The 25,046-nt window shown below is 66.8% G+C and carries 25 protein-coding genes, 1 tRNA gene and 5 pseudogenes; 11 read left to right on the top strand and 20 right to left on the bottom strand.

Annotated features, from left to right (window positions below; all coding sequences use genetic code 11):
* Nucleotides 1-3: 3 nt before the first annotated feature.
* From OL239_RS19345 to OL239_RS04650, 13 genes and pseudogenes are all read right to left on the bottom strand, one after another.
* Nucleotides 4-108 (bottom strand): annotated as a pseudogene (locus tag OL239_RS19345) (class II fructose-bisphosphate aldolase); the annotation flags it as partial.
* 1 nt (nucleotide 109) lies between these two features.
* Nucleotides 110-1,522 (bottom strand): GntP family transporter, encoded by a 1,413-nt coding sequence (locus OL239_RS04695; protein ID WP_268910938.1) that lies wholly within the window; start codon nucleotides 1,520-1,522, stop codon nucleotides 110-112.
* A gap of 55 nt (nucleotides 1,523-1,577) precedes the next feature.
* On the bottom strand, nucleotides 1,578-2,492 hold the full coding sequence (locus OL239_RS04690; RefSeq protein ID WP_268910937.1) for an NAD(P)-dependent oxidoreductase: 915 nt from the start codon (nucleotides 2,490-2,492) through the stop codon (nucleotides 1,578-1,580).
* Nucleotides 2,493-2,500: 8 nt separating this feature from the next.
* A complete protein-coding gene (locus OL239_RS19340) occupies nucleotides 2,501-3,022 on the bottom strand; it encodes a nucleotide-binding domain containing protein (RefSeq protein WP_329609348.1) in 522 nt (173 codons plus the stop codon).
* 2 nt (nucleotides 3,023-3,024) lie between these two features.
* Nucleotides 3,025-3,921: a four-carbon acid sugar kinase family protein gene (locus tag OL239_RS19335; RefSeq protein WP_329609347.1), complete on the bottom strand. Its 897-nt coding sequence runs from the start codon at nucleotides 3,919-3,921 to the stop codon at nucleotides 3,025-3,027.
* A gap of 122 nt (nucleotides 3,922-4,043) precedes the next feature.
* Nucleotides 4,044-4,439, bottom strand: coding sequence for a FadR/GntR family transcriptional regulator (locus OL239_RS19330; protein WP_329609346.1), 396 nt, complete (start codon nucleotides 4,437-4,439; stop codon nucleotides 4,044-4,046).
* Complete coding sequence (locus tag OL239_RS19325; RefSeq protein ID WP_329609345.1) at nucleotides 4,436-4,747, bottom strand: FadR/GntR family transcriptional regulator; 312 nt, start codon at nucleotides 4,745-4,747, stop codon at nucleotides 4,436-4,438. The genes OL239_RS19330 and OL239_RS19325 overlap by 4 nt, the downstream gene beginning before the upstream one ends.
* 100 nt (nucleotides 4,748-4,847) lie before the next feature.
* Entirely contained in the window at nucleotides 4,848-5,939 is a 1,092-nt protein-coding gene (locus tag OL239_RS04675) for a GNAT family N-acetyltransferase (protein ID WP_268910936.1), read from the bottom strand.
* A gap of 124 nt (nucleotides 5,940-6,063) precedes the next feature.
* On the bottom strand, nucleotides 6,064-6,771 hold the full coding sequence (rplA, locus tag OL239_RS04670; protein ID WP_268910935.1) for a 50S ribosomal protein L1: 708 nt from the start codon (nucleotides 6,769-6,771) through the stop codon (nucleotides 6,064-6,066).
* A 141-nt stretch (nucleotides 6,772-6,912) separates the two neighbouring features.
* Complete coding sequence (rplK, locus tag OL239_RS04665) at nucleotides 6,913-7,344, bottom strand: 50S ribosomal protein L11 (RefSeq protein WP_268910934.1); 432 nt, start codon at nucleotides 7,342-7,344, stop codon at nucleotides 6,913-6,915.
* A gap of 130 nt (nucleotides 7,345-7,474) precedes the next feature.
* Nucleotides 7,475-8,266, bottom strand: a complete 792-nt coding sequence (gene nusG, locus OL239_RS04660) for a transcription termination/antitermination protein NusG (protein WP_268910933.1) — start codon at nucleotides 8,264-8,266, stop codon at nucleotides 7,475-7,477.
* A 102-nt stretch (nucleotides 8,267-8,368) separates the two neighbouring features.
* Nucleotides 8,369-8,649 (bottom strand): annotated as a pseudogene (gene secE / locus OL239_RS04655) (preprotein translocase subunit SecE).
* A gap of 81 nt (nucleotides 8,650-8,730) precedes the next feature.
* Nucleotides 8,731-8,803: transfer RNA gene (locus OL239_RS04650), tRNA-Trp, on the bottom strand.
* 312 nt (nucleotides 8,804-9,115) lie between these two features.
* On the opposite strand from OL239_RS04650, the gene OL239_RS04645 reads away from it, so the two are divergent.
* Nucleotides 9,116-10,336, top strand: coding sequence for a pyridoxal phosphate-dependent aminotransferase (locus tag OL239_RS04645; RefSeq protein ID WP_268910932.1), 1,221 nt, complete (start codon nucleotides 9,116-9,118; stop codon nucleotides 10,334-10,336).
* 21 nt (nucleotides 10,337-10,357) lie between these two features.
* Here OL239_RS04645 and OL239_RS04640 read toward each other — a convergent pair.
* From OL239_RS04640 to OL239_RS04635, 3 genes and pseudogenes are all read right to left on the bottom strand, one after another.
* A pseudogene (locus tag OL239_RS04640) lies at nucleotides 10,358-11,046 on the bottom strand (LuxR C-terminal-related transcriptional regulator).
* A complete protein-coding gene (locus OL239_RS19320) occupies nucleotides 11,043-11,330 on the bottom strand; it encodes a sensor histidine kinase (RefSeq protein WP_329609344.1) in 288 nt (95 codons plus the stop codon). Before OL239_RS19320 ends, OL239_RS04640 begins: the two are co-directional and overlap by 4 nt.
* The gene (locus OL239_RS04635) at nucleotides 11,327-12,349 is read right to left on the bottom strand and encodes a PspC domain-containing protein (RefSeq protein WP_329609343.1); all 1,023 of its coding nucleotides are present in this window, start codon (nucleotides 12,347-12,349) and stop codon (nucleotides 11,327-11,329) included. Before OL239_RS04635 ends, OL239_RS19320 begins: the two co-directional genes overlap by 4 nt.
* Nucleotides 12,350-12,482: 133 nt before the next feature.
* Between OL239_RS04635 and OL239_RS04630 the strand changes: the two genes are divergently transcribed.
* The 5 genes from OL239_RS04630 to OL239_RS04610 all read left to right on the top strand — a co-directional run bounded on the left by OL239_RS04630 (nucleotide 12,483) and on the right by OL239_RS04610 (nucleotide 16,483).
* Complete coding sequence (locus OL239_RS04630) at nucleotides 12,483-13,955, top strand: PspC domain-containing protein (RefSeq protein ID WP_268910931.1); 1,473 nt, start codon at nucleotides 12,483-12,485, stop codon at nucleotides 13,953-13,955.
* Nucleotides 13,952-14,203 carry a hypothetical protein gene (locus OL239_RS04625; RefSeq protein WP_268910930.1) on the top strand — a complete coding sequence of 84 codons (252 nt, stop codon included), beginning with the start codon at nucleotides 13,952-13,954 and terminating at the stop codon, nucleotides 14,201-14,203. Before OL239_RS04630 ends, OL239_RS04625 begins: the two co-directional genes overlap by 4 nt.
* 82 nt (nucleotides 14,204-14,285) lie before the next feature.
* Nucleotides 14,286-14,525 carry a PspC domain-containing protein gene (locus tag OL239_RS04620; protein ID WP_268910929.1) on the top strand — a complete coding sequence of 80 codons (240 nt, stop codon included), beginning with the start codon at nucleotides 14,286-14,288 and terminating at the stop codon, nucleotides 14,523-14,525.
* A 156-nt stretch (nucleotides 14,526-14,681) separates the two neighbouring features.
* A complete protein-coding gene (locus OL239_RS04615) occupies nucleotides 14,682-15,710 on the top strand; it encodes a 6-phosphofructokinase (RefSeq protein WP_268910928.1) in 1,029 nt (342 codons plus the stop codon).
* Between the two features lie 62 nt (nucleotides 15,711-15,772).
* Complete coding sequence (locus OL239_RS04610; protein ID WP_268910927.1) at nucleotides 15,773-16,483, top strand: GNAT family N-acetyltransferase; 711 nt, start codon at nucleotides 15,773-15,775, stop codon at nucleotides 16,481-16,483.
* A 39-nt stretch (nucleotides 16,484-16,522) separates the two neighbouring features.
* Here OL239_RS04610 and OL239_RS04605 read toward each other — a convergent pair whose 3' ends face one another.
* From OL239_RS04605 to OL239_RS04590, 4 genes and pseudogenes are all read right to left on the bottom strand, one after another.
* Nucleotides 16,523-16,924 (bottom strand): ankyrin repeat domain-containing protein, encoded by a 402-nt coding sequence (locus OL239_RS04605; RefSeq protein WP_268910926.1) that lies wholly within the window; start codon nucleotides 16,922-16,924, stop codon nucleotides 16,523-16,525.
* A 48-nt stretch (nucleotides 16,925-16,972) separates the two neighbouring features.
* Nucleotides 16,973-18,063, bottom strand: a pseudogene (gene ygfZ / locus OL239_RS04600) (CAF17-like 4Fe-4S cluster assembly/insertion protein YgfZ).
* A gap of 61 nt (nucleotides 18,064-18,124) precedes the next feature.
* Nucleotides 18,125-18,724, bottom strand: coding sequence for an FABP family protein (locus tag OL239_RS04595; RefSeq protein ID WP_268910925.1), 600 nt, complete (start codon nucleotides 18,722-18,724; stop codon nucleotides 18,125-18,127).
* Between the two features lie 208 nt (nucleotides 18,725-18,932).
* Nucleotides 18,933-19,679 carry a hypothetical protein gene (locus tag OL239_RS04590; protein ID WP_268910924.1) on the bottom strand — a complete coding sequence of 249 codons (747 nt, stop codon included), beginning with the start codon at nucleotides 19,677-19,679 and terminating at the stop codon, nucleotides 18,933-18,935.
* Between the two features lie 143 nt (nucleotides 19,680-19,822).
* On the opposite strand from OL239_RS04590, the pseudogene OL239_RS20020 reads away from it, so the two are divergent.
* From OL239_RS20020 to OL239_RS04565, 5 genes and pseudogenes are all read left to right on the top strand, one after another.
* Nucleotides 19,823-20,143, top strand: a pseudogene (locus tag OL239_RS20020) (DNA-binding response regulator); the annotation flags it as partial.
* 9 nt (nucleotides 20,144-20,152) lie between these two features.
* Entirely contained in the window at nucleotides 20,153-20,530 is a 378-nt protein-coding gene (locus OL239_RS20015; protein WP_442864281.1) for a winged helix-turn-helix domain-containing protein, read from the top strand.
* 80 nt (nucleotides 20,531-20,610) lie between these two features.
* A complete protein-coding gene (gene mshD, locus OL239_RS04575) occupies nucleotides 20,611-21,585 on the top strand; it encodes a mycothiol synthase (protein ID WP_268910922.1) in 975 nt (324 codons plus the stop codon).
* Nucleotides 21,586-21,684: 99 nt separating this feature from the next.
* A complete protein-coding gene (locus tag OL239_RS04570) occupies nucleotides 21,685-23,904 on the top strand; it encodes an RNA degradosome polyphosphate kinase (protein WP_442864280.1) in 2,220 nt (739 codons plus the stop codon).
* An 11-nt stretch (nucleotides 23,905-23,915) separates the two neighbouring features.
* Nucleotides 23,916-24,920 carry an NUDIX hydrolase gene (locus tag OL239_RS04565; RefSeq protein WP_268910920.1) on the top strand — a complete coding sequence of 335 codons (1,005 nt, stop codon included), beginning with the start codon at nucleotides 23,916-23,918 and terminating at the stop codon, nucleotides 24,918-24,920.
* The last annotated feature ends 126 nt before the right edge of the window (nucleotides 24,921-25,046 follow it).

Genomic DNA, 25,046 nt, shown 5'->3' with positions numbered 1-25,046 from the left:
CACCGCCGTCACGGCCATGGCGGTGGTGAAGTCGTAGCAGGTGAACGCCGGTACGGCGGCGCCCCGTGCCAGTTGATGCGCGACAGTCTCCCTCAGGTTCGCCCGCACGTCAGCCTCCCAGCGGGCTCAGGACGACCCAGAGCAGGCTCGTCAGGAGGAAGCCGAGAACGCCCAGGGCCGTGGTGAGCACGGTCCAGGTCCGGAGGCCGTCCGCCACGGACAGGCCGAGATAGCGCGTGACAATCCAGAAGCCGGAATCGTTGACGTGCGACAGGCCGAAGGCGCCAAAACCGATGGCGATGGTGATCAGCGCGACCTGCAGGGCCGAGAAGTCGCCCGCGGTGATGGAGCCCGCGAGCAGGCCTGCGGTGGTCACGATCGCGACGGTGGCGGAGCCCTGGGCGGCGCGCAGGACCGCGGCCAGCACAAAGCCCATCAGCAGGATCGGCAGTCCTGCCGAGGACAACGAATCGGCCAGCGCGGTCCCGATCCCGGATTCGGTCAGGACCTTGCCGAAGGCGCCGCCGGCACCCGTCACCAGGATCACGATGGCGGTCGGGGCCAGGGCGGCGTCCATGACCTCTCCGGTGGTGGCCGAGCTCCAGCCGCGGCGGATGCCGAGGAAGAAGAAGGCCAGGAAGACGGTGACCAGCAGGGCGATGACCGGCGAGCCGATCAGGGTCAGGGCGGGGAGCGCAGGCGACTCCTCGGGCAGAACCACTGCGCTGACGGTGCCGAGCATGATCATCAGGATCGGCAGCACGATCAGGGCAATGATCATGGCGGGGCTGGGCGGTGCCTGCACGGCGGTCTTGATGGCCGTGCCGCCTGCGCCGGATTCCTGCTCTACCTCGGATTTGCCGGAGCCGAAGAGCCGGAACTGCTCGGCGGTGGCCGGGAGCATCGGGTAGTCGCGGCGGTTGATCCGCTTCGCCAGGAAGTACGCGGCAAAACCGAGGACGGCGCAGATGCCCAGGGCCAGGATGGTGATCCAGCCGATGTCCGCACCGGTCACGCCGGCGCCGCCGACAATGCCCGGATGCGGCGGAACCACCACGTGGATCGCCAGCATAATGGCTGCCACCGGGAGTCCCACCTTGAGCGGGTTTACACCGGCCGCTTTGGCGAAGCCGTAGACGATCGGCACCAGGATGATGAATCCGACGTCGAAGAACACCGGAATGGCCAGCAGGAACGCTGCGGCGGTCAATGCGGCGGTGACCCGCTTGGGTCCCAGGATTTTGGTGAATTTTCCGGCCAGGGCCTCGGCACCGCCGGAGAGTTCAATCATCTTGCCCAGCATGGCGCCCAGGCCCACGAGGATGGCGACGGATCCCAGGGTGCCTCCCATGCCCGCCTGGACGGTTGTGACGACTTCGTTGAGCGGGATGCCCGCTGCAACCGCGACCAGGACGCTGACGGTCAGCAGGGCCAGGAAGGCCGGAATCTTGAATTTGATCACGGCCAGCAGCAGGACGGCGACGCCGGCCACCGCAATGATCAGGAGCGACAGTGCGCTCATGGTTGTCTCCTTTGACAGGGGTGGGGTGTGTCTTTTACAGGGGGTGGTGCGGTGGCTAGGCGCCGGGACGGCGGGGAGCAACGACCTTGACGACGGCGGAATCATCTGCGGCACCGAGGCCCGCTGCCTGCCCCAGCAGGTAAAGTTGTTCGGCCGCCGTGGCGACCGGGGTGGGCAGCGCAACCTCGCGTGCGGCCTTGGTAACGATTCCCATGTCCTTGACGAAGATGTCCAGGCGGGAAAGCACCTCCGCGCCGTCCTCCTCATAGGCCTGGAGCATCCGCGGGCCGCGGTTGCCCAGCATGAAGGACGCGGCGGCGCCCGACTGCAGCGCTTCGAGGGTCTTTTCCCGGTCCAGCCCCAGTGCATCCGCCAGCGCCATGGCTTCGGCAGCGGCAGCGATGTGCACGCCGCAGAGCAGCTGGTTGACTGTCTTGAGGGCCTGCCCGTCGCCGGGGTTGTCTCCGACGACGGTCAGCGTGGACGCGAGCAGTCCAAGCACGGGGGCGGCAGCTGCCCGCGCTGTTTCCGTGGCACCCACGACAATCAGGAGGTCGCCGGCGCCGGCGCGGACCGGTCCGCCGGACAGCGGTGCATCCACCAGGTCAACCTGCAGCTGCGCCAGTGCGGCGGCAACCTCGGTGACGGCCGCGACGCCCACAGTGCTGGTCATGATCACGACTGCGCCAGGCTTGAGCGCGGAGGCAATGCCGGATTCGCCGAAAAGGACCTCGTTCAGCTGGGCACCGTTGCGTACTGCCAGCAGCACGGCATCGGCACCGGCGGCGGCTTCCGCTCCGGAACCGAACGTCCGGATTCCGGCGGCTTCGGCCAGTTCCAGCCGCGCCGCGGCAATGTCGAAGCCGTGAACCGTGAGGCCGGACGCGAGCCGGGTTGCCATCGGCAGCCCCATGGCTCCCAGGCCCAGGACGGCAACGGTGTAGGCGCGGTTTTCTGCAGTGGGATTCATGGCGTTCCTTAGTTTTCCGAAAGAGTGTCGACGACGGCGGCCAGAGACGTGTCGTCCCCCACGTTGCCGGCGAAGACGATGTACGGGATGCCTGCGGCAGGGCCGTCGATCGGCTCCCACAGCGAGACGATGCCGGGCAGCATGGGCCCGCGCACCATGGCACGTCCAATGTGCAGGCCCTTGGACGCGACGTCCGAGGACGTGATACCGCCCTTGGCGATCACGAAGCGCGGCGGAGCTGCAGCCAGGACGCGCTGGACCACCTCAACGACGGCGGCTGAGACCCGCCGGGAAATGTCCAGGGATTCATCCCCCGTTGCTGCGGTCACCAGTGTGCGGCTGGTGTGCAGCACCACGTCGCCGGAGGCAAGGCCCCGGACGGTGCGGTCCACGATCGCTTCGAGGTGTCCGGCGCGGGCTGCCGGATCAATAACGGAGTCGACTTCGATCTCCACCGTGAGGGAGGGCGGCCGGACCTCCTGCAGATGGTTCAGCTGGCGGGTGGTGACACCAACATGCGAGCCAACCACGATCAGGCCGCCGCGGCTGCGGTCCGGTGCCCGGCGCCGTAGACCTCGCGGGCCGTGAGCGGCGCGTGCTGTTCCTGGCCAATGGCGGCGCGGACGAAGGGCGGTCCAACCCGGTAGAGGAAGGTCTTGCCGGCGGCCTCAGCCCGTTGCAGGCCCAGCGCCAACAGGCGAAGGTCGTCTTCGGATACGGCGTCGACGGCGACCGGCTGTGAGTTCCGGGCACTGGAAAGCGCGGCCGCGGTCTTTTCGGGCCCGCCGCGAATGATGTCCAGCGTCAGGGAAAGCACCTCGCCGGCACTGATCCGGCCGGCGGTCTTTTCCTCGACGTAACCGGGCAGGCTGGAGCTGGAGTATCCGAAGGTGGCATCCCGGGCGAACTCCGTTTCGGCGATGGGCTGCAGGCTGTCGCCGCTGCGCAGGTAATGCACCGAGCCGATGGTCACGCGGTTCGCGTCCGGAAAGGCGGGGACCATGACGACGGCATCCGGCGACGGCATTCCCGCCTCCGCCATGGCTTCAGCCAGGACGTCTGTCTCCAGCGGATAGTGGCCGCGCAGGGTGGAGTCGCTGCGCGATACGAAGGCCAGCTGCACTCCCCGGCGGACCGCGGCCGCGTGGGCCCCCGCAACTACTTCCCGGTTGATCCGGGCTGCGTCCTGTCCGGCCAGGCTGCGCGAATTGGTCAGCACGTAGACGGCCGGGCTGCCGGTCCCGAACGCCCAGTCAAAGTCGTCTTCCGTCCAGGAGGTGAGGACGGGAAGGCCGGCAACGGACTGGGTGCCCGTCGGATCGTCGTCGAGGACCACGAAGACGGCGCTGCCGGCACCGGCTGCCACGTCTGCGGCGGCGGTGGGAACCGGCGCGGGATATCCGGCCAGCAGGCCGGGAAGGTCTTCCATGAACACTCCTTTGTAGTCAGATGTCAGATATCTTACATGGCGAAAAGGAGACGTGGAACACGGGTGGTGAATCCGATGAGCCGGAGCCGCCGGCAGCGGACGGCACCGGGCCGGGCTGGGGCTTACGGCCGCGCCAGGACGTGCCGGACGAGGTCGTCCTGGGTCTGGTCCATGTGGCGGTCCATGGCCAGGCGGGCTTCCTCGCCGCTTCCGGCCGCTATGGCGTCCAGAACCTGCCGGTGCATGGCAATGGCATGCTCCTGGATCACCGGTACGGCGGAAGTCTCCCGGCGGCCGTTCGCCAGGAGCCGGTTCAGGGGTTCATACATCGCCGGCACCAGGACGTTGCCCGAGGCCCGGAGCACCACATCGTGGAAGGCAATGTCCTCCCGGACGAAGGCATCCACATCAGCCGCCGCGGAGGCGGCTTCCATGCCTGCCAGGTGTTTGGCCAGAAGCTCGACATCGGCGGCGGTGCGGCGTCCTGCCGCGAGGAAGGCGGCGCCGGTTTCGATCATGCGCCGCACTTCCAGCAGCTGCAGGAGGCACTGCCCTCCCCGACTCCCCTCGCCGTGGCCCGCATCATGGCGTCTAGCGACGTCCATACCTCGGGCGGATTGATGTAGGTGCCCCGGCCGCGCTGGACATTAACCACGTTCTTGGCCCGCAGGGCTTTGAGGGCTTCCCGGACAGTGAGCCGGCTGACGTTGGCATCCGCAGCGATGTCCGCTTCCGAGGGCAGCACGGACCCCACCTCGATCACGCCGGCAATAATCCGGTCCAGAAGCTGGTCCGCCACCGTATCAACCAGTGTCTTGCGTTCCATGCTCCCCCTGATGTGCAGCCATCCGTCCGGATGTCAGACCAGCAACTTTACCCGGTGGCCGCCGCGGCCGCCGGACGCCCGGCGTCACAGCGTCTCTTGGTTACAGCGTCTTTTGCCATTCCCCGGAATATCCGGCGGGCGCAAAGCCCAGCGTGTCATTGATGGACAGCATGTAGCCGTTCTCGGCGGCGTTCCACGTCCAGACACGGGCGGCCCGGGGCAGTTCCTCCCGCAGCCGGACCAGGTTTGCCGTCTTGAGCAGCATGCCCAGCCGGTGGCCGCGGTGCTCCCTGAGCACCAGCGTGTCATCCTGGAACGCGACGGCGGGGTTGCTGTTGAAGACCATCAGCACCGTGTGACCGGCCAGCTCCCCGGTGGGAAGGTGCCGTACCGCGCTGACGAGGACCTCGGCGTCCATGTCCCGGGCCTTCCGCTCGGTTTCCCGGACCCGGGCCGCGTCCCAGTGTTCCTCTTCGAGGTCCAGCCCGGCCATGGGCGCGTCGGTGCTCATTTTCCGCCGGAGCGCCGCATAGGCATCCACGAGTTCCTCCGGGCATGCGCCCCGCCAGTACTCCAGGGCGTAGTCGCCGCCGGCAGCGGCAGCAGCGTCCTTGAGCGCGTCCGGCCCGACGGCGGCGTCCGCCAGGTTCAGGAGGCTGACACGCTCCACCTGTTCCAAGTCGAACTTCCGGTCAGCAGCAAAGCGTGCGGCGCTGTCCGCGGGAATGGCGCCGATCCCGCTTCTTGGTGCCAGCACGGGACCTGGCGCGGTTTCGGGGCGCACCGGATGGTCGGTTTCGCCCAGGAGGGTGCGGCGCCCGTCCGCTGCCGCCGCCTGTTCAGCCGCCGCGTACAGTCGGTTGCCCAAGCCGCTGCGCCGGACCTCCGGCGCCACTGCCACATGCACCAGTGCCGAGTGCGTGTTGTCCATCAACGGCAGCTTCAGCGTGGCCACGCCCACGAGCTCATCACCGATCCGGGCACCGAGCAGGATCCGCCGCCGCGTCGGTGAAGGGTGGAAACCCGCCAGCTGCGTATGCGGCGCATCCCTGAAATCGTCATTGCCCCATGTCTCCCGAAGGCTCGCATTCATGAGCTCGACGGCGGCGATAAAGTCAGCAGCGGCGGGGTCCGAGGCGTCCAGGCTTGCCGGGATGGCCAGCGGAGCGATCACGGCAGATGTCTGGGTCATGGATCACATCCTGCCCGAAGCGGCCGGAGACAGCAAAAGGCGGCCGCAGCAAGAGCTGCGGCCGCCTTGAGCCGGATCAGGAACGGCATGCGCTCCCGGGGGCCTGGTCGGACCCTATAGCCAATTACGCCTCGGTGAGAACCTTGGTAACGGCCGGGTCAACGGAGATGCCCGGGCCGAAGGTGGTGGTGACCGTTGCCTTCTGGATGTAGCGGCCCTTCGAAGCGGACGGCTTCAGGCGCAGGACTTCCTCCAGGGCTGCAGCGTAGTTCTCGGCCAGCTTCTGCTGATCGAAGGACACCTTGCCGATGATGAAGTGCAGGTTGGAGTGCTTGTCGACGCGGAAGTCGATCTTTCCACCCTTGATATCCGTGACGGCCTTGGCCACGTTCGGGGTAACCGTGCCGGTCTTCGGGTTCGGCATGAGGTTACGCGGGCCCAGGACGCGGCCCAGGCGGCCGACCTTGCCCATCATGTCGGGGGTGGCGACGGCGGCGTCGAAGTCGGTCCAGCCTGCTGCAACCTTTTCGATCATGTCATCGGAACCAACGAAGTCAGCGCCGGCTGCAATAGCCTGCTCCGCCTTCTCGCCCGTTGCGAAAACCAGGACGCGGGCGGTCTTACCCGTACCGTGGGGCAGGTTGACCGTGCCGCGGACCATCTGGTCGGCCTTGCGGGGATCGACGCCCAGGCGGAATGCGACCTCTACGGTTGCATCGAACTTGGACGGGTTGGTTTCCTTAGCCAGCCCTACAGCCTCAACCGGTGCGTACAGCTTGTCCGCATCGATCTTGGCTACAGCTGCTTCATATGCTTTGCTGCGCTTTGCCATCTGCTTTTTCTCCTTGTGCAGTTGTGGTCTGTCGGACCGCGCTCGGCCTGCCACACGCCGTCGTGCACCACGGCACGAACGGCTTTTATGAGTGTAAGTGTTTGTTCGGCGGGCGAACCCGCTTCCCGGTGAGGAGGCTAATTAGCCTTCTACGGTGATACCCATGGAACGGGCAGTGCCGGCGATGATCTTGGCGGCAGCCTGGACATCGTTGGCGTTGAGGTCTTCCATCTTCATGGTGGCGATCTCTTCGACCTGGGCCTGCGTCAGGTTGGCAACCTTTGAGGTGTGCGGGGTTGCGGAACCCTTGGCGACGCCGGCAGCCTTCTTGATCAGCTGGGCAGCCGGAGGAGTCTTGGTGATGAAGGTGAAGGAACGGTCTTCGTAGACCGTGATCTCCACGGGGATGACGTTGCCGCGCTGGGATTCCGTTGCAGCGTTGTACGCCTTGCAGAATTCCATGATGTTGACACCGTGCTGGCCAAGTGCCGGACCGATCGGAGGAGCCGGGTTGGCGGCACCTGCGTTGATCTGCAGCTTGATGAGGCCGGTGACCTTTTTCTTGGGGGCCATGAAAGGGTCCTTCTCTAAATTATGTTCCCGGGGAACAGGAGCGTCCGTCCGGGTTGGTGGCCGCCATGGCGTGGCGGCCGGACGCTGCCGGCAGGGTAAAGCGGACCTGCAGACAACGAAGTCTTTTGTGCTACGCCAGCTTGGTGACCTGGCCGAAGCCAAGGGTGACCGGAGTCTCGCGCTCGAAGATCGTCACGAGGACCACCAGCTGCTGGGACTCGGGCTTGATCTCGGAGATCGTGGCCTGGAGCGTTTCGAACGGTCCTTCGTTCACCGTGACGGGCTCGCCCACTTCGAAGTCCACGGCGTAGTTCGGGGACTCCTGCGCAGGCTTGCCGGTTTCGACCTTCGGGGAAACCACGGTGTGCTCGAGCATGGAGTAAACCTCTTTGAGGCTCAGCGGCACCGGGTTGTGGGCGTTGCCCACGAAGCCCGTGACGCCGGGAGTATGCCGAACCACACCCCAGGACGCGTCGGTCAGTTCCATGCGGACCAGGACGTAACCGGGGATGCGGACCCGGTTGACGATCTTGCGCGTGGTGTTCTTGATCTCGACGACTTCCTCCATCGGAACCTGGATTTCGAAGATGTTCTCTTCCATGTCCAGGGTCTGGATGCGGGTCTCGAGGTTGGCCTTCACGCGGTTTTCGTAACCTGCGTAGGAGTGGATGACGTACCAGTCACCTTCCTGGCGGCGCAGCTTTGCCTTGAAGGCTTCGGCGGGATCTTCCTCGGGCTCTTCTTCGGAGTCTTCGGATTCTTCGGAATCAGAGTTCACGGCCTCGTCGGCGGCGTCGGCGTCCTCCGCCGGAACGTCGGCCCCGGCGGGCGCCTCGGCGGCGTCTGCTGCGGTCGCTTCATCCTCGGCATCCAGATCAGCGGCTTTGTCATTGATCTGTGATTCGAGTTCTTGCTCGGACACGTAGATTCCTGCTTTCTTCTTCAGAGCTCTATAGGGTTTGTCACTAGCTCCAGCTCAAAGGCCTGAGGTTCCTGCCCTTGGGGCGGAAACTCAAGGAAGGCGCTAGCTCTCGCCGCCGCCCTCACCGAAGATCCACAGTGCTCCCGCACCAAAGACAAAATCCAGAACTGTCACGATAATTATCATCACGACCACGAAGGCCAGAACCACGAGGGTGTATCTCAGCAGTTCCTTGCGGGTGGGGGTGACCACCTTTTTCAGTTCCGCAATAACCTGACGCAGGAAGAGCGCAATGGCCGCGAAGAAGCCGCGCTTCTTGGGCCCGCTGGAGGGTGTCCCTTGGAGCTGCCGGCAGCTGTCTCGGTCACCATCGCCTCACTCATCTGTTCGGTTCACAGCCGCAGCAGGTGCTGGGACTGCTGCTTCATGAAGGACTGCTGAGCTGCCGTGATGACAGCCGTGCGCAGGGCAGACAGGACTCGAACCTGCAACCTGCGGTTTTGGAGACCGCTGCGCTACCAATTGCGCCACTACCCTATGGAGGAAACCACTCTACCGGCAATACCCCTCGTCAGCGAACCGGCGAAAGGCACAGACCAGTGTTGGGACTTCAACACGAAGATCCAGTCTACTCAATGTTTCCGATTCCGTCGAACCGGCGCCGGGCGGCGGGATGAACGGCATCCTTCGGGAGCATCCGCCGCTTCCTGCGCCGCCGCCCCCGCCGGCGTAAGAAACGGCGCAGGGGGCCACCTGCACCTAAACTGGGAACGGCTGCCGGGACGCCGGCGGCCGCGCAAGCCACCTGCCCCTTTCGGGAATCAAACAGCAACCACAGACGGGAACGCCATGCCTTCCACCGGCCGAATCTCAGCGCGCATCGCAGCCATCGCAGAATCCGCGACCCTTGCAGTAGATGCCAAGGCGAAGGCACTCAAGGCCGCCGGCCGGCCGGTCATCGGTTTCGGCGCGGGAGAACCGGACTTCCCCACCCCCGGCTACATTGTTGACGCAGCCGTTCAGGCCGCGCGCGATCCGCGCTTCCACCGCTACTCCCCCGCCGGCGGCCTGCCGGAGCTGAAGAAGGCCATCGCTGAAAAGACCCTGCGCGACTCCGGTTACACCGTGGATCCGGCGCAGGTCCTGGTCACCAACGGCGGCAAGCAGGCCGTCTACGAAGCTTTTGCCACGCTCCTTAATCCGGGCGACGAGGTCCTGCTGCCCGCCCCCTACTGGACCACGTATCCGGAGGCCATCCGCCTGGCCGGCGGCGTCCCCGTGGAGGTCTTCGCCGGCCCCGAACAGGGCTACATGGTGACCGTGGAGCAGCTTGAAGCCGCCAGCACCGACAAGACCAAGCTGCTGCTCTTCTGCTCCCCCTCCAATCCCACCGGGGCCGTCTATCCGGCTGCGCAGGTCGCCGAAATTGGCCGCTGGGCTGCAGACCGGGGGTTGTGGGTGGTCACTGACGAAATCTATGAGCACCTGACGTACGACGGCGTGGAGTTCACTTCCATTGCCACGGCCGCACCGGAGCTCGGCGACAAGGTGGTTGTGCTCAACGGTGTGGCCAAGACCTACGCGATGACCGGCTGGCGGGTGGGATGGATGATTGCCGCCCCCGACGTCATCAAGGCCGCCACCAACCTGCAGTCACACCTGTCCTCCAACGTTGCCAACGTTTCCCAGATGGCTGCCCTTGCCGCCGTTTCCGGGCCGCTGACCGCCGTCGAGGACATGAAGACGGCCTTTGACCGCCGCCGCAGGGCCATGGTCGCAGCCCTGAACTCCATCGACGGCGTCGAGTGCCCCACGCCCGAGGGTGCCTTTTACGCCTATGCCGACGTGCGCGGGCTGCTCGGCCGGGAATTTCCCGGTGCCAACGGGCCGGTCCGTCCGCAGACGTCGGCCGAGCTTGCCGCCGTGATCCTGGAGACCGTTGAGGTTGCCGTGGTTCCCGGTGAAGCTTTTGGCCCGTCCGGCTACCTCCGGCTCTCCTATGCACTGGGTGACGACGACCTTGCCGCGGGCATGGCCCGCCTGACCGGCTTCCTCGGCCGCGCGCAGTAGTCCCGTGCCCCGGTTCCGCAGCTAGAGCAGCCGGCGGGCAGCGGCCCACCGGGTGAGCTCGTGCCGGCTGGACAGCTGCAATTTGCGCAGGACGGCGGAGACGTGGGTTTCCACCGTTTTGACGGAGATGAAGAGCTCCCCGGCCACTTCCTTGTAGCTGTAGCCGCGGGCGATCAGCCGCATGACTTCGAGTTCGCGGGCCGACAGCCTGTCCAGCTCGTCGTCAACGGCGGCCACGGCGCCCGTGCCGAAGGCATCGAGCACAAACCCCGCCAGCCGCGGGGAGAATACAGCGTCTCCGCCGGCAACCCGCACCACGGCGTCGGAAATTTCTGCTCGGAAATGGTCTTGGTGACATATCCGCGGGCACCGGCCCGGATCACGGTCACCACGTCTTCCGCCGAGTCCGAAACGCTGAGGGCCAGGAAGCGGGTGCCGCCCAGCAGGTCCCGGCAGCCGGCAATGACCTCGGCTCCGCCGCCGCCCACCCCGCCGGGCAGGTGTACGTCCAGGAGCACGACGGCGGGGCGGTGGGCACGGATGGCGGTGACGGCCGATTCCACGGTGTCGGCCTCGGCGACCACCCGCAGCCTGCCGTCGAGGTCCGCTTTCAGCCCGGACCGGAAGATCGCGTGGTCGTCAACCACCACGACGTTGATGGCGCTGCTGCTGTTGGCGGAATTGCTGCTGGTGATGGTGCTGCTGGTCATTGGATCTCCGGTACATGGTTGGTGGCGGCGGGCGTTTCCGTTTCCGGCCGGGACAGCGGCAGGGCCAGCCGCACTTCGGTTCCGTCCGGTCCGCTGCGGATGACGGCGCTGCCGCCGTTGCGCCGCATGCGGCCGACGATGGACTCCCGGACTCCGAGCCGGTCCGGCGGTACCGCCTGCGGGTCGAACCCCGTGCCGCGGTCGCGGATAAAGATCTCGGCGGAGCCGGCAGTGCACTCGACGTAGACCGCCACCGGCCCGCCGGCGTGCCGGGCAGCGTTCACGAGCGCGGCGCGCGCGGCCTGGACCAGGGCTTCGGTGGCCGCATCGAGGGCGCGTTCCCCACGGTCACCACCTCCACGGGATACCCGTATTCGTCCTCCACCTGCGCGGCCACGGCGGTGATGGAATCGGAGAGCCGCCCCGGCATCCTGGGGTCGGCGTCGGCGTACAGCCAGCGGCGCAGTTCACGTTCCTGGGCCCGGGCCAGGCGGACGACGTCCTGCTCGGAACCTGCGCGGTTCTGGATCAGGGCCAGGGTCTGCAGGACTGAGTCGTGCAGATGGGCGGCAATTTCGGCGCGCTCCCGTTCCCGGATCCGTCCGGCCCGCTCCGTTTCCAGCTCCCGCCAGTACTTGACGGCCCAGGGTGCAAAGACCAGTGCAACCCCGCCCAGCACGGCCGCTGCAGCCAGCAGTCCCGCGATGAGGACTTCTCCGCTGAAGGCCCCGGAGACCATGAGCAGCACTCCGACAATGACCAGCAGCAATCCTGCCGCGAGCCGCAGGACCCCGGTCCGGCGGTCCGCACCCGCACGGGTGATGAGACCCGCCCGCCGCGCCTCGTCCAGCTGCGACCAGGCCAGGACGGCGCCGGCAACAATCGCCCCCAGCGGGAACAGGACCCGCCAGTTCACGTCAGCCCCGAACCGCTGGGCGATGACCACGGCGGCGACGGCGAGCAGCGCCAGTCCCGCCAGAATGTCCCGGCCCGCAGCGGCTTTGGTCCAGGCCGGTGCTGATCCGCCGCGCCCGGAACCGGCGGGAGTGGCGGAGAACTGGCCGGCAAAGCTCCGCGCTGCGCTGCGGGGGCTGCGGCCGGCGTCGGCGCCGTTCGCGGCCTCGGCTGCCGTCGGCACCAGGACCCACAGCCAGGCATAGAGCACCAGGCCGGCACCGCCGGACAGGGCCAGCAGCACCATCGCGGCGCGGATAAGGTTGACGGACCAGCCCAGGTGCCCGGCCAGGCCGGAACAGACGCCCGCAACGAGATGGTCGTCAGGCCGGAGCAGTGGTGCCTTCATGCCCTAATCCAAGCATGCTGCGGCGGCATCCGGCGGCCAGGAGCGGCTTCCCGGCTTCCTTTCAGGGCTCACTCAGGGTTGCCTCAGGGTGGTCCCCGATCCTTTTCCGCGGTTTCGCCGACAGAATGGATTCATGACCCCGCACCCATCAGATTCCGGCCCGGCTCCGGAAAGCCGGACGCCCTCGGCCGGCTCCGCCGGCGCAGAGACGGCACCGCTGCCGGAAAATGCTGCCCCTACCCGTCCGCTGCCCCCGCCTGCTGGGGCCGCCGGCTCCCACCGGATACCGCCTGCCGGGCAGGAGCCGGAACCCGGCACCGGCGGCTTCTTTACCTGGCTCCGGTCGCTGCGTGTTGTCCGCGGTGATGACCGCTGGGTGGGAGGTGTTGCGTCCGGCGTTGCTGCTCGCCTGGGTCTTGACCCCGTCCTGGCCCGCGGCCTATTTGTGGTGCTGGGCCTCTTCGGCGTCGGGCTGTTTCTCTACGGGCTGGCCTGGGCCCTCCTGCCGGAGCCGGACGGCCGCATCCATGCGGAGGAAGCCGTGCACGGGCAGTGGTCCTCGGGCACCACGGGCGCCCTGGTGGCCTGCTTCCTGGGTGCGGGCAGCCCGAGTATCTTCTGGGCCGGCGACGGCGCGCTCGGCAGGTTGTTCTGGACCCTCTTCTGGGTTGTGGGCGCGGGCCTGCTCGTTTACTGGCTGACCGCCCGTTCCGGATCCGCGGGCACCGCGGGCGGCACGGATGGAAGGAATGATGCGGGCACTGCGGGCGGGTCCGGGCGCCCCTCCGGAGCTCCCGCCCCGCCGGACGCTCCCCGTTCCCCCTCCGCCCGGCCGCCCCAGACCCGGCCGGCGCAGGCTGCCCCCTACGCGTATGTTCCGCCTGCTGCAGATTCTGTTCCGCCTGCTTACGGAACGCCTTCCAGACCGGTCAGGCCTGCGGTTCCGGAACCCCGGCGGACAAGCCCCGCCGGCCCCGAGGCTGCCCTCGTCCTCGGTGCCGTCCTCATGACCCTGGGAACGGTTTTGGCGCTTGACTACCTCTCCCTGATCACCCTGGAAGCCCCGGCAGCCGTGGCGCTGGCCGCAGCGGGAGTGGTCAATGGGCTGGCCATCGTGGTGCTTGGCGCCCTTGGCCGATCTTCGGGCATCCTGGGGCTGACCGCTGCAGCCTTTCTCGTGTCGGCCGCAGCAACGGGCACCGGCATTGGTGCCTACACCAACGTCACCGTCGCCAACCAGGCGGACTGGGCCCCGAACAGCTCCCCGGCCGCGACCGGCGGCTACGCACTCGCTGCCGCCGACGGCGAGCTTGACCTCCGCTACTTCTCGGATGCAGACCGACCTTTTGCGGAGGTACCGGTGAGCGTGGCGGCCAGTGACCTCACCATTCTGGTGCCCGACGACATCCCGGTCCTGGTCCGCACCGACATGCTGGCCGGCAACGTGGTGGTAGACGACGGAGACACCGTCACTGAAACCGGCAGTATCTGGCGTTCGTCGGACCGGAAACTGAACGGCACCGGCGGGGACCCCCTGATCGTCCATGTGAAGGGATTTGCCAGCAACGTGCTGGTGACCGTGAATGAAAGCGACCTCGAACGATGAACACCTCACCCTCATCCACTGACCGCCCCGCAGACGCCGCCGGCGGACGGAGGCCGGCCCGGACCGGAACCATCGTGTGGGGCCTGCTCCTCGTCGCCGCCGGGGTCCTGCTCCTCGCCTGGCTGCTGACTGACATTGCCTTCGACCCGCTGGTGGTCCTCCTGGGCCTGACGCTCGGTGCCGGTGCCGCCCTGCTTGTCGGAGGTGCGGTTGCCGCCCTGGGCGGGCGGGACCGCAAACACAGCTGAGCCCGCACGGCAGCAGCTGACGATATTTTCACCCCGGGCGGAACCGCCCTCCAACTCCAACCCAAAGAGGCAAGCTAAAACCATGAATCGATTTTTCAGCACGTTGCGTTCCTCCCCCATCCGCAGGACCAAGGGCTGGGCTGGAGGCGTATGTGCCGGCGTCGCGCAGCGGTTCGGCTGGGACGTTTCAGTGGTCCGGATCGCCGTCCTGCTGAGTTTCCTCCTGCCGTTCGTGGGCGTGTGGACCTACCTCGCGGCCTGGCTGCTGCTTCCCAAAACGGACGGAAGCATTGTCCTGGAACGGTGGATCGGCAACCGCTAGCGGCATCCCGCCCTCCGTCCCTGCAAAGACACGCCTGCCGCCAATCCCGGTCCCGCAGCCCTGCGGCGCGCCTGCGGCAGTGGCCCGGAGCACAGCGGTGGCTAGAATCGAGGCTGAGGATCCACCACCCCGGCAAAAGAACCAGAGGTTTCAATCATGAAGATCGGCATCCTAACCAGCGGGGGCGACTGCCCCGGACTCAACGCAGTGATCCGCGGCGCTGTCCTGAAGGGGATCAAGGTTCATGATCAGGAGTTTGTCGGGTTCCTGGACGGCTGGCGCGGAGTCGTTGACGGTGACATCATCGACCTGCCCCGAACTAGCGTCCGCGGTATTTCGAAGCAGGGCGGAACCATCCTGGGAACGTCCCGGACCAATCCCTTCGAGGGCCCCAACGGCGGCCCCGAAAAAATCAAGGCCACGATGGACCGGCTCGGCGTCGACGCGGTTATCGCCATCGGCGGCGAGGGCACCCTGGCAGCGGCCCAGCGGCTTACTGATGCCGGCCTGAATATTGTCGGAGTGCCCAAGACCGTGGACAACGATCTCGATGCCACCGACTACACTTTCGGGTTCGATACCGCCGTCCAGATTGCCACCGAAGCGATCGACCGGCTGCGGACCACCGGCGAATCCCATCACCGCTGCATGGTGGCCGAGGTCATGGGGCGCCACGTTGGCTGGATCGCGCTGCACTCGGGCATGGCCGCCGGCGCCCACGCCATCCTGATTCCGGAGAACCCGCAGAGCCTGGACCAAATTGCCGAATGGGTCACCCAGGCCCGGGACCGCGGCCGCGCCCCGCTTGTGGTCGTCGCTGAAGGGTTTGTCACCACGGATATGGAGTCCCCCCACTCCGAACGCGGACTCGACGCCTTTGGCCGGCCGCGGCTGGGAGGAATCGGCGAACTTCTTGCTCCCGAAATTGAAGCCCGAACCGGAATCGAAACCCGTGCCACGGTGCTGGGGCACATTCAGCGCGGCGGCGTTCCCACGGCCTACGACCGGGTGCTGGCCACCCGGCTGGGCATGGCGGCGATCGATTCCGTGATCGACGGCCTGTGGGGCACCATGGTTGCCCTGCACGGCACCGAGATTGTCCATGTCGGTTTTGAGAAGGCGCTGGACAACCTGAAGACTGTCCCGCAGCGCCGTTACGACGAAGCCTCGATCCTGTTCGGATAGCCACAGGCGGGGTCTAATTCCCGCTCCGGCTGGGGCCACGGTGTAGTTTGAGGACTATGAAATTGGATCCGGGAACAATTGCGATCATCCAGCTCGCCTGGTCCCGACGCCTGGGGCTGGCCGATGATGCCCTCGCCGGAACGGCGGACGGGAGCCGCATCTACAACGTCCGGGACCAGTCCCGGGTTTCGTTCGTGCGCCTGTTTGGCCGGGAGGTGTTCAGCGGGCCCGGGTGGGCTGCGGACCGCGTCCGCGGCAGGAGCGCCGACGAGCTGACCCGCAGCACGGCCCTGGCCAGTCTTTCCGTGGAGTACGGCGGCCGGACGGTGGGATCCGAGCGGCTCTGCTTTGCCGATTCGTTTCCGGGCCCGGTGGAGCCCGCAGACGAAGTGGCGGTTGCCGAAGAGCAGGAGTTCGCGGTGAAGCTGGAGCGCCGCTGCCCTCCCGACGACGTCGCTGAAGCCGGTCTGGCGGAGAAGGAGCAGCTTTTTATCGCAGTGGATGACAGCGGTGAAGATCCGGTGGCGCTGGCCGGGGCCGGTTACTCCATCCGGGACGGAATCCTTGCAGACATCAGCACCCTCACGGCGCCCGTTGCCCGCCGCCGCGGACTCGGACGCTACATCACGTCGGTTGCGGTCGAAGAAGCCATGGCCGCGGGGCTCATTCCCCAGTTCCGGACCCCGCTGGACAACCTCGGAGCGGCCCGCACCGCGGCCGGTGCGGGGTTCGTCGCCGTCGGTGTCCGTTCCGAAGTCCAGCTGTCGGCCTAGCTTTCCGGACGCCGGCCCCGGCGGGAGTTAGTACTGCAGTTATTGCAGCAGCTCCAGCATTTCCTGCCGCTGGAAGAATCCTGCCGTATCCCGTGCACTCGGTGAGCCCGCGTCGGGGTCCGCTCCCCCTTCAACCAGGATGCGGAATATGCCGGTGTAGCCCTTGAAAACGGCGCCGGCCAGCGGCGTCTGGCCCCGGTCATTCTGCGTATTTACATCCGCACCGCGCCCCACCAGCAGGGCGGTCAGGTCCTCGTGTCCGTGGTAGGACGCCAGCATCACCAGCGTGTCGCCGGAGCCGTTGGTCAGGTTCACCGGCACGCCGGCATCCAGAAAGCTCCGGATCCCCTCCGTGTCGCCGGCCCGTGCTGCGTCAAACACCAAACCGGCCAGTTCAATGATGCCTTCGTCAATCTCGGGACGGGGTTCGGGGGCAGTCATGGTTCTCCTTTACAGGTGGATGTGGGGTTAGGGTCCCGCTTGGTGCGGCTAGGTCCGCGGCGGGCGCAGGAAGCCTCCGGCCCGTCCAACAACCTGGCCGGCGTCGGGTGCGACGATAATCTCCTGGGCAGCCGCGTATGGCTCGCCGTCGTCGTCCACCACCAGCTGTGCGGCAGGGTCGGCGGAGCGTTTGATGACGGCCAGGGCAACGGCACCCATTTCGTAGTGCTGGGCCACCGACGTCACCGTGCCGACTTTTCGGTCCCCGAGCATGACGGCACTGCCCGGAGCGGGAAGCGTGTGCTGGGATCCATCCAGCTGCAGGAAAACGAGCCGGCGCGGCGGATGGCCGAGGTTATGCACCCGTGCCACAGTTTCCTGGCCCTTGTAGCATCCCTTGGCCAGGTGCACCGCAGTGCGAATCAGGTCCAGCTCGTGCGGAAGGGTCTTGTCGTCGGTCTCCGCCCCGAGCCGCGGGCGCCACGCGGCGATCCGCAGGGCCTCGGACGCCATCGTGCCGGCGAGGGTGCGGCCGGAGGCCTCAACGGCCTGCTCGAGCTCGGGTGCCGGAATCAGATACTCGTGCCACGGCCGGTCACGGCCGGGGTGGGAGTCTTCCGGCACGCCGGTGTAGGCATAGCCTCCGGGGCCGATATTCGGCCACGGATCCGTCCAGGACCGGTACTGTTCCCAGGCCGGAACCGGCGCGGCCGCTGCGGCGACGGCCCAGTCTGCGCTGACATCGGCCACTTCCACCCGGAGCATGAACTTCATCCGATCGAGCCACTGGGCGAGGGCGGGGCTTCCGCCGCTTCCACGATCAGCCAGGCGGCAGCGCCGTCGTCAATGATCCGTGCGTCATGTTCAATGCGTCCCTGGACGCTGAGCAGCAGCAGTTCCGAGCTCATTCCGGGCTGCAGATCGCTGACACTTTGAGAGGAAAGAGTGTTCAGCCAGCTCAGCCGGTCCGGGCCGCTGACGGTGACGACGCCGCGGTGCGAGAGATCCACGACGGCGTTGCCGCGTGCCAGTTCGCGCTGTTCACGCAGCGGATCACCGTAGTGTGCGGCGACGCCGGTATCGGGGCCGCCGGCTTCGACCGCGCCGTGCCGGGACAGGAGGGGGCTCAGGTAAGTCATAATCAGTGCAACATCCTTGCGGGGGCGGGTATTCCGCTGTGCTCCCGCACCGGGGAGCAGGCTAGGCGTTTTTCTTGAGGATCGCGGAGGCGTGGGCTTTCAGGGCGTTGCCGCCTTCGGCCACGTCCCAGCGCCAGTAAAGGTCGCCGTTGACCAGGCCGAAGATTCGCGTAGCCGCGGTGTATTCCTTGGAATTGACGCCGCGCATGACCAAATCAGTCGTCAGCGAGATCTGCGGTCCCTTGATTTGTCCGTAGTACAGCTCTGCTATGCCCCCGGGATGGACAATGGTGGCCGTTATGTCAAAGCCGCCGCTGTCGTTGCGGAGCTTTTCCACCTCGTCGGCGCTGCGCAGAGCGGGAACAATGTCCGCGGGCGTCAGGCCGGGGCCGCCGTCGGCGTCGTTCAGCGGGCGGTCAAGCGCCCAAAAGCCGGTCTCGACGGCGAGCGGCCGCAGCACAGCGCCTTCCTCGTCGGTGAGCCAGCTTTCGGCCTCATACTTAAGGTACGGCAGGCCGTTCTGGGTGAAGGTCACCCGCTGTGAGAAGTACTCGGAGTCGGCTTCGCCCTCCCCGAGCCGGCCGGAGCCTTCCCAGGTGCCAAGCAGCCAGGACAGCGGTACGAGTTCGGGGGTCAGATCGGTGGGGATCTCCATGGGCATGGCGCTGACCTGTTCCTTCGGGTTGCTGAGGTGAGTTACTTCTGCCCTTTATACAGGCGGCTAATGACCAGGCCGGCGAAGGCTGCTATGCCCACACCGGTGATGCCGAGCAGAACGATAAAGAAGATTTCAAGGGCTAAGAGCGAATCCATAGCTACATCCTAACCCGCACCCAGGCGCGTTTCCTCACATGACATCGCGGGACTCCTCAGGGAACAAGCAGCTGCGCCATGAAGTAAACGACCGAGCCCAGCGCAGCGATTGGCGCCGCTGCGAGTGCGGCACGGCCGCGGCGGGTGGTGATGTCGCGGGAGAGCACCAGCCGGCGCACCGCCATGATCACTGCCGCTCCCACGGCACCCATCAGGGCTGCGGAGGCCGCCGAAACATCCGCCGCGGGCTGCAGAAGTCCGGCCAAAGCGCCCGCCAGGGCACCGGCCGCGACGCCCAGCGGCGCAACGATCCGGTCGGGCAGGGGAATGAGGGCCACGCCCAGGGCAACGAGGATGCCCGCCGCACCGATGGTGATGCCGGCGGGGCTGCCGTCGGCGTTGGCCAGCCGGTCCGCCGCCACCCATCCGGACCCCATCACTGCCAGCAGAACCCCGGCGATGTTGCCGATGGTGGATTCGAGCCGGTGTGCCTGACCGGTTCCACGCAGCAGCTGAACCAGGAAGATCGCGCCGACTCCGGCCGCGGCGATGCCGGGCAGCCAGGTCAGCAGTGCTGACGCGGGGGCGAACCAAGCCGCGGCACAGGCACCTGCGCCGGCTCCGGCGAGGATCGCGCCCTGGGTTTTCTTGGCCGGGACATCCAGCAGGTGCGGCCAGCCGATGCCCACCGCCACCGTTAACAGTGCGGTGTAAACGGCAACCGCTGCCACTGAGACATACGAAGCACCAACGATGCCAAGAAGGGCTGCTGCCGCAAGCACCGCTACGCTCCAAAGTTTCACCCGATCCATCCTGCCTTATTACGCAGTGCAGATGAAAGCTACAGGCCGGGCAGGGCCCAATGGTTATACTTTCAACACCCTCGCCTCCTGCGGATGCGGTCTAGCTTGTGCCCAATGATGTGCGCCCAACTTTCGGAGGAACCATGTCGCACATTCTGCTCCTGACTAACAGTCCGGGACTGTCGGTGGACATCCTGCCTGCCCTCGGCCTGCTGAACCACAAGGTTCAGGTGGTGCCAGCCGAGCCTACGGCCCTCCTGGAGACAGAGCCCAGCGACGTCGTCCTCGTCGACGCCCGCAAGGACCTGGTGGGCGCCCGCTCCCTGACCCAGCTGCTGAAGGCCACCGGACTGGACACGCCCTGATCCTCGTTCTGACCGAGGGGCATGGCCGCCGTCGCCGCAAACTGGCTGGCCGACGATGTCATCCTCGATTCGGCCGGTCCTGCGGAGCTCGAGGCCCGGCTGCGCCTGATGTCGGCGCGCGTCAACTCCGCTTCCGAGGCGGCCACCACCGAAATCCGCGCGTCCGGCGTCGTCATTGATGAGGCCAGCTACACGGCGCGCGTAAACGGCACGGCACTGAACCTGACGTTCAAGGAATTTGAACTCCTGAAATACCTGGCGCAGCATCCGGGCCGGGTCTTCACCCGCGACCAGCTGCTCCATGAAGTCTGGGGATATGACTATTACGGCGGCACCCGGACGGTTGACGTCCACGTCCGGCGGCTGCGCGCCAAACTGGGTGCGGACCATGAAAACCTCATTGGCACGGTTCGTAACGTGGGCTACCGGTTTACCCGCTCCCGGCTGGCCGATGAACCGGCGTCCGCCGCGGCCCGGGATGCCTGACGCAGCGAACCGCCTGCATTCTACCGTCCCGCCGTGCCCGGTCCGGGCTGCTCCTGGCCTCCGGGGGTTAGGCTTCTTCAATGAGAGACGAACGCGTAAACCCATGGCCCGTGAGCCTCACCAAAGGAACGCCGGAACCGGAGCTGCTGGTCCAAATCCGCCAGCTGGCAGCGGCGGCCGGTGAAGCCGACGGCAATCCCCCGCTCTCGGAACAGACGCTTGTGGACCTCCGGTCCGCCGGTGCGGATCCGGACTCGCTGCTGGTGTTCACCACCTGCGCCGCAGAGGATTCTTCCACTCCCGATGCCCTGGCCGGCGTTGGAGTGCTGACCCGCGGCCACACCGGTGAGCCGGGCGTGCTGGAGCTGGTGGTCCATCCGGCGTACCGCGGCAAAGGTGTCGGCACCGCCCTGGCGTCCGCCGTTAGTGATCAGGCCGGGGGCGGTTCCACTGCGCCGCCGCAGGCCTGGTCGCACGGGAATCATGAGGCCGCCGTCCACCTGGCGCAGCGGTTTGGCTACCGTCCCGTGCGCGAACTCCTGCGCCTGCGCCTGACCCGCAGCGGCGACGCCGGGGAGCTGCCGGCTGCCGCGCTGCCGGAGGGCGTGTCGCTGCGGTCCTTCCGGCCCGGAGCGGACGAGGACGCCTGGCTTGCCGCAAACGCAGCCGCATTTGCGCACCATCCGGAACAGGGCGGCATGACGCGGGCCGACCTGGACGCCCGCATGGCCGAGGACTGGTTCGATCCGGAGGGCTTCCTGCTGGCCGTCCGCGACGGGGACGGCGCGATCCTCGGCTTCCACTGGACCAAGGTCCATCCCGGTGCCGGCGGACATCCGCCGATCGGCGAGGTGTACGTCGTCGGCGTCGTTCCGGAAGCGCAGGGGATGGGACTGGGCAAGACACTGACCGTTGCCGGGATCCGTCACCTGCAGGCGGCCGGGCTCCAAGCCATCATGCTCTACGTTGATGCCGACAATGAGGCCGCCATGGCGCTCTATAAGAGGCTGGGTTTCGTCCGCTGGGATACGGATGTGATGTACGCGGCCGGCTGAGCCCCAACAGCTTGTAATGTTGATTCGACGGCTGCACCACGGGGGCTCCCCCGGGACGCAGCCCGGACCACCGCCAGCACTGCAGGGAGAGACCATGGGATCCGATACCGCCGCCGAACCGCATTACACCTTCGGGTCGGCGGAGTCCATGTCGGCGCCCGGGCCACCGAGGACCGGATTGATATTCCGGACTTCGGCCCTGCACTGGTGCCTGAAGGGGAAATCAGCCCGGAACGGTTCCTGGACCGGGAAATCAGCTGGCTGCACTTCAACGCCCGGGTCCTGGAGCTGGCCGAGGATCCTGACCTTTACCTGCTGGAACGGGTCAGCTTCCTGTCCATCTTTGCCTCCAATCTCGACGAGTTCTTTATGGTGCGGGTCGCCGGCCTCAAGCGCCGGATCGCAACCGGACTGGCGGTGCCCTCCGCTGCCGGGCTGAGCCCGATCGAACAGCTGGAACAGATCGTGGAGGCCGGCTACCGCCTCCAGCAGCGCCACGCCGAGGTCTTCGCGCGGCAGATCCGGCCTGCCCTGGCCGGGGAACAGATCCACCTCCTCCGCTGGAACGAGCTCGACGACGCCGCCAAGGCCTATCTCCACCGCCAGTTCGCGTCCAAGGTCTTTCCGATCCTCACCCCGCTGGCCGTGGACCCGGCGCACCCGTTCCCTTATATCTCCGGCCTGTCCCTGAACCTGGCGGTAGTGGTGCGCAACCCCGTCAGCGGCAAGGAGTTCTTCGCCCGCGTCAAGGTGCCGGACCAGCTGCCCCGGCTGATCTCGGTGGACGGTCCCCGGGCCGGGAACGTAGCGGGCCGGGTAGCCCGTTTCATTCCGCTGGAAGACGTCATTGCCGAGCACCTGGACCAGCTGTTTCCGGGGATGGACGTTATGGAGCACCACACCTTCCGGGTCACCCGCAACGAGGACCTGGAAGTGGAGGAAGACGACGCCGAGAACCTCCTGCAGGCGCTGGAAAAGGAGCTCCTGCGCCGCCGGTTCGGCCCGCCCGTCCGGCTTGAGGTCACGACCGACATCAATCCGAGCATCCGCGAGCTGCTGGTGCGCGAACTGGGCGTCGAAGAGGACGAGGTGTACGCGCTGCCCGCGCCCCTGGACCTGCGCGGGCTGGCGCCCATCAGCCGCATCGACCGCGCTGACCTCCACTATCCCAAGCAGGTGCCGCACACCAGCCTGCACCTGAAGGAATCCGAAACGTCCAAGCCCGCCGACGTGTTTGCGGCGATGCGCCGGCGTGACATTCTGCTGCACCACCCCTACGATTCCTTCTCCACGTCCGTCCAGGCCTTCCTCGAGCAGGCCGCGGCCGACCCGCGCGTGCAGGCGATCAAACAGACCCTGTACCGCACCTCCGGCGACTCCCCCATCGTTGATGCACTGATTGACGCCGCCGAATCCGGCAAGCAGGTGCTGGCCCTGGTGGAGATCAAGGCCCGCTTTGACGAGCAGGCCAACATCTCCTGGGCCCGCAAGCTCGAGCAGGCCGGCGTCCATGTGGTCTACGGCATTGTGGGGTTGAAAACCCACTGCAAGCTGTCCCTGGTGGTCCGCCAGGAAGTGGACGGCCTGCGGCGCTACTGCCACATCGGTACCGGAAACTACCATCCGCGCACCGCCCGGTACTACGAGGATCTTGGCCTGCTCACGTCCAATGAGCAGGTGGGTGAGGACCTGACGAAGCTGTTCAACCAGCTCTCCGGCTATGCCCCGAAGTCCACCTTCAAACGCCTGCTCGTGGCTCCCCGGTCGGTCCGCTCCGGGTTGATCGACCGGATTGAGCGGGAAATTGCCAATAAAAAGGCCGGACTGAACGCACGCGTCATCATCAAGGTCAACTCCATGGTGGACGAGGCGATCATCGATTCGCTCTACCGTGCTTCCCAGGCCGGAGTTCGGGTGGACGTGATCGTGCGGGGCATCTGCTCCGTGCGGCCGGGCGTTCCCGGCCTGAGCGAGAACATCACGGTACGCTCCGTCCTGGGGCGCTTCCTGGAACATTCGCGGGTCTTTGCCTTTGCCAATGCGGGCGACCCGGTGGTGTTCATCGGTTCGGCCGACATGATGCACCGCAACTTGGACCGCCGGGTGGAAGCCCTGGTACAGCTGGCGTCGCGGGACGACGTCGCCGACCTCATCTCCCTCATGGACCGCTACTTGGATCCCGGGACGGCGAGCTGGCACCTTGAAAAAGACGGTATCTGGACCCGGCACCACAAAAACGAGGAGGGCGAACCGCTCCAGGACGTCCAGTCCTGGCTGCTGGCTTCCCGGTCCCGCCAGCGTGCCGTCACCCGCCGTTGACAGCCATGTCCATGCCTTCCACACCCGATACTTCGACGGACGGGCGGACCCGCCTTCCCGCGGAACCGGCGGAGGCCGGAGAGCATCCCCCGGAGGCCATCAAGGTGGTTGCCGCCGGCGCGCTGTGCTGGCGTACCCGCAACGGCCAGCTTGAGGTGCTCATGATTCACCGGCCCCGGTATAAGGACTGGTCCTGGCCCAAAGGCAAGCTCGACGACGGGGAAACCACGCCGGAATGCGCCGTCCGGGAGGTTCTGGAGGAAGCCGGCGTAGGCATCCGCCTGGGAATACCGTTGCCGGCAACTGTGTACCCGGTGTCCTCGGGCATGAAGATCGTCCACTACTGGGCCGCACGGATTCAGGAGGGCAAGCCGGTGCCGGACGGCAAGGAAGTGGACGGAGTCCGCTGGTGCAGTCCCGCCGAAGCCCACGCGGAGCTTACCAACCCCTCCGACCGGCTGCCTCTGCGGGCACTCGAAGAGGCCCACACTGAGGGCAGGCTCCGGACCTGGCCGCTGATCATAGTCCGCCATGCCAAAGCCAAACCCCGGTCTTCCTGGACCCGCGCAGAGGGTGACCGGCCGCTGGCCGCGACCGGCCTGCGCCAGGCGCAGGCCGTGTCACGGCTGCTGTCGGCGTGGCAGCCGGACCGCGTCGTGTCCAGTCCCTGGGTGCGGTGCGTGCAGACGGTGCGTCCCTATGTAAAGTCCCGGCCGGTGAAGTTCAAGACCGTCGATGCCATCACCGAACGCAGCGCCAAGCGCAAACCGGGCAAGGCGCGCAGTGCGGTGGAGGCGCAGTTCGACAAGGGCAGGCCGGCGGTGCTGTGCACCCACCGGCCGGTGCTCCCGGTGGTCTTTGAAGTCCTGGCCCGGCATATGCCGGCGGGCCTCGCGATCGGGCTGCCGTCCAAGGACCCCTACCTCGCGCCCGGCGAAGCCGTCATTTGCCAGGTCAGCGCGGCGGATGAGGGGAGAATCGTGTCGCTGGAACGGTTCCGGGCCTTCGACGACTAGACGACTAGGCGACTGGGCGACTGGGCGACTGGGTCAGGCTCGAAGAAGCCTTGCTTCCAGCGCCCCGGCCGGACGAACTGGCGTGCCGGGTGCCGGGTGCCGAGTGTCGAACCTGCCCGGGCGAAC

It is taken from the genome of Arthrobacter sp. ATA002 (assembly GCF_026898095.1).
Taxonomy (GTDB): Bacteria; Actinomycetota; Actinomycetes; order Actinomycetales; family Micrococcaceae; genus Arthrobacter_B.
The sequence above is the reverse complement of the archived record's forward strand: the minus strand, read 5'-3'. Positions and strand labels throughout refer to the sequence as shown.

Excerpts from the sequence above, each read along its gene's own strand:
- mshD (WP_268910922.1), top strand. The coding sequence starts at position 20,611 with ATGAGAGACGAACGCGTAAACCCATGGCCCGTGAGCCTCACCAAAGGA.
- OL239_RS19335 (WP_329609347.1), bottom strand. The coding sequence starts at position 3,921 with ATGGAAGACCTTCCCGGCCTGCTGGCCGGATATCCCGCGCCGGTTCCC.
- OL239_RS04645 (WP_268910932.1), top strand. The coding sequence starts at position 9,116 with ATGCCTTCCACCGGCCGAATCTCAGCGCGCATCGCAGCCATCGCAGAA.
- OL239_RS04565 (WP_268910920.1), top strand. The coding sequence starts at position 23,916 with ATGCCTTCCACACCCGATACTTCGACGGACGGGCGGACCCGCCTTCCC.
- OL239_RS19330 (WP_329609346.1), bottom strand. The coding sequence starts at position 4,439 with ATGATCGAAACCGGCGCCGCCTTCCTCGCGGCAGGACGCCGCACCGCC.
- OL239_RS04615 (WP_268910928.1), top strand. The coding sequence starts at position 14,682 with ATGAAGATCGGCATCCTAACCAGCGGGGGCGACTGCCCCGGACTCAAC.
- OL239_RS04635 (WP_329609343.1), bottom strand. The coding sequence starts at position 12,349 with ATGAAGGCACCACTGCTCCGGCCTGACGACCATCTCGTTGCGGGCGTC.
- OL239_RS04625 (WP_268910930.1), top strand. The coding sequence starts at position 13,952 with ATGAACACCTCACCCTCATCCACTGACCGCCCCGCAGACGCCGCCGGC.
- OL239_RS19325 (WP_329609345.1), bottom strand. The coding sequence starts at position 4,747 with ATGGAACGCAAGACACTGGTTGATACGGTGGCGGACCAGCTTCTGGAC.
- OL239_RS04675 (WP_268910936.1), bottom strand. The coding sequence starts at position 5,939 with ATGACCCAGACATCTGCCGTGATCGCTCCGCTGGCCATCCCGGCAAGC.
- OL239_RS04595 (WP_268910925.1), bottom strand. The coding sequence starts at position 18,724 with ATGCCCATGGAGATCCCCACCGATCTGACCCCCGAACTCGTACCGCTG.
- OL239_RS20015 (WP_442864281.1), top strand. The coding sequence starts at position 20,153 with ATGTCGGCGCGCGTCAACTCCGCTTCCGAGGCGGCCACCACCGAAATC.
- rplK (WP_268910934.1), bottom strand. The coding sequence starts at position 7,344 with ATGGCCCCCAAGAAAAAGGTCACCGGCCTCATCAAGCTGCAGATCAAC.
- OL239_RS04690 (WP_268910937.1), bottom strand. The coding sequence starts at position 2,492 with ATGAATCCCACTGCAGAAAACCGCGCCTACACCGTTGCCGTCCTGGGC.
- OL239_RS04620 (WP_268910929.1), top strand. The coding sequence starts at position 14,286 with ATGAATCGATTTTTCAGCACGTTGCGTTCCTCCCCCATCCGCAGGACC.
- OL239_RS04605 (WP_268910926.1), bottom strand. The coding sequence starts at position 16,924 with ATGACTGCCCCCGAACCCCGTCCCGAGATTGACGAAGGCATCATTGAA.
- OL239_RS04695 (WP_268910938.1), bottom strand. The coding sequence starts at position 1,522 with ATGAGCGCACTGTCGCTCCTGATCATTGCGGTGGCCGGCGTCGCCGTC.
- OL239_RS04630 (WP_268910931.1), top strand. The coding sequence starts at position 12,483 with ATGACCCCGCACCCATCAGATTCCGGCCCGGCTCCGGAAAGCCGGACG.
- rplA (WP_268910935.1), bottom strand. The coding sequence starts at position 6,771 with ATGGCAAAGCGCAGCAAAGCATATGAAGCAGCTGTAGCCAAGATCGAT.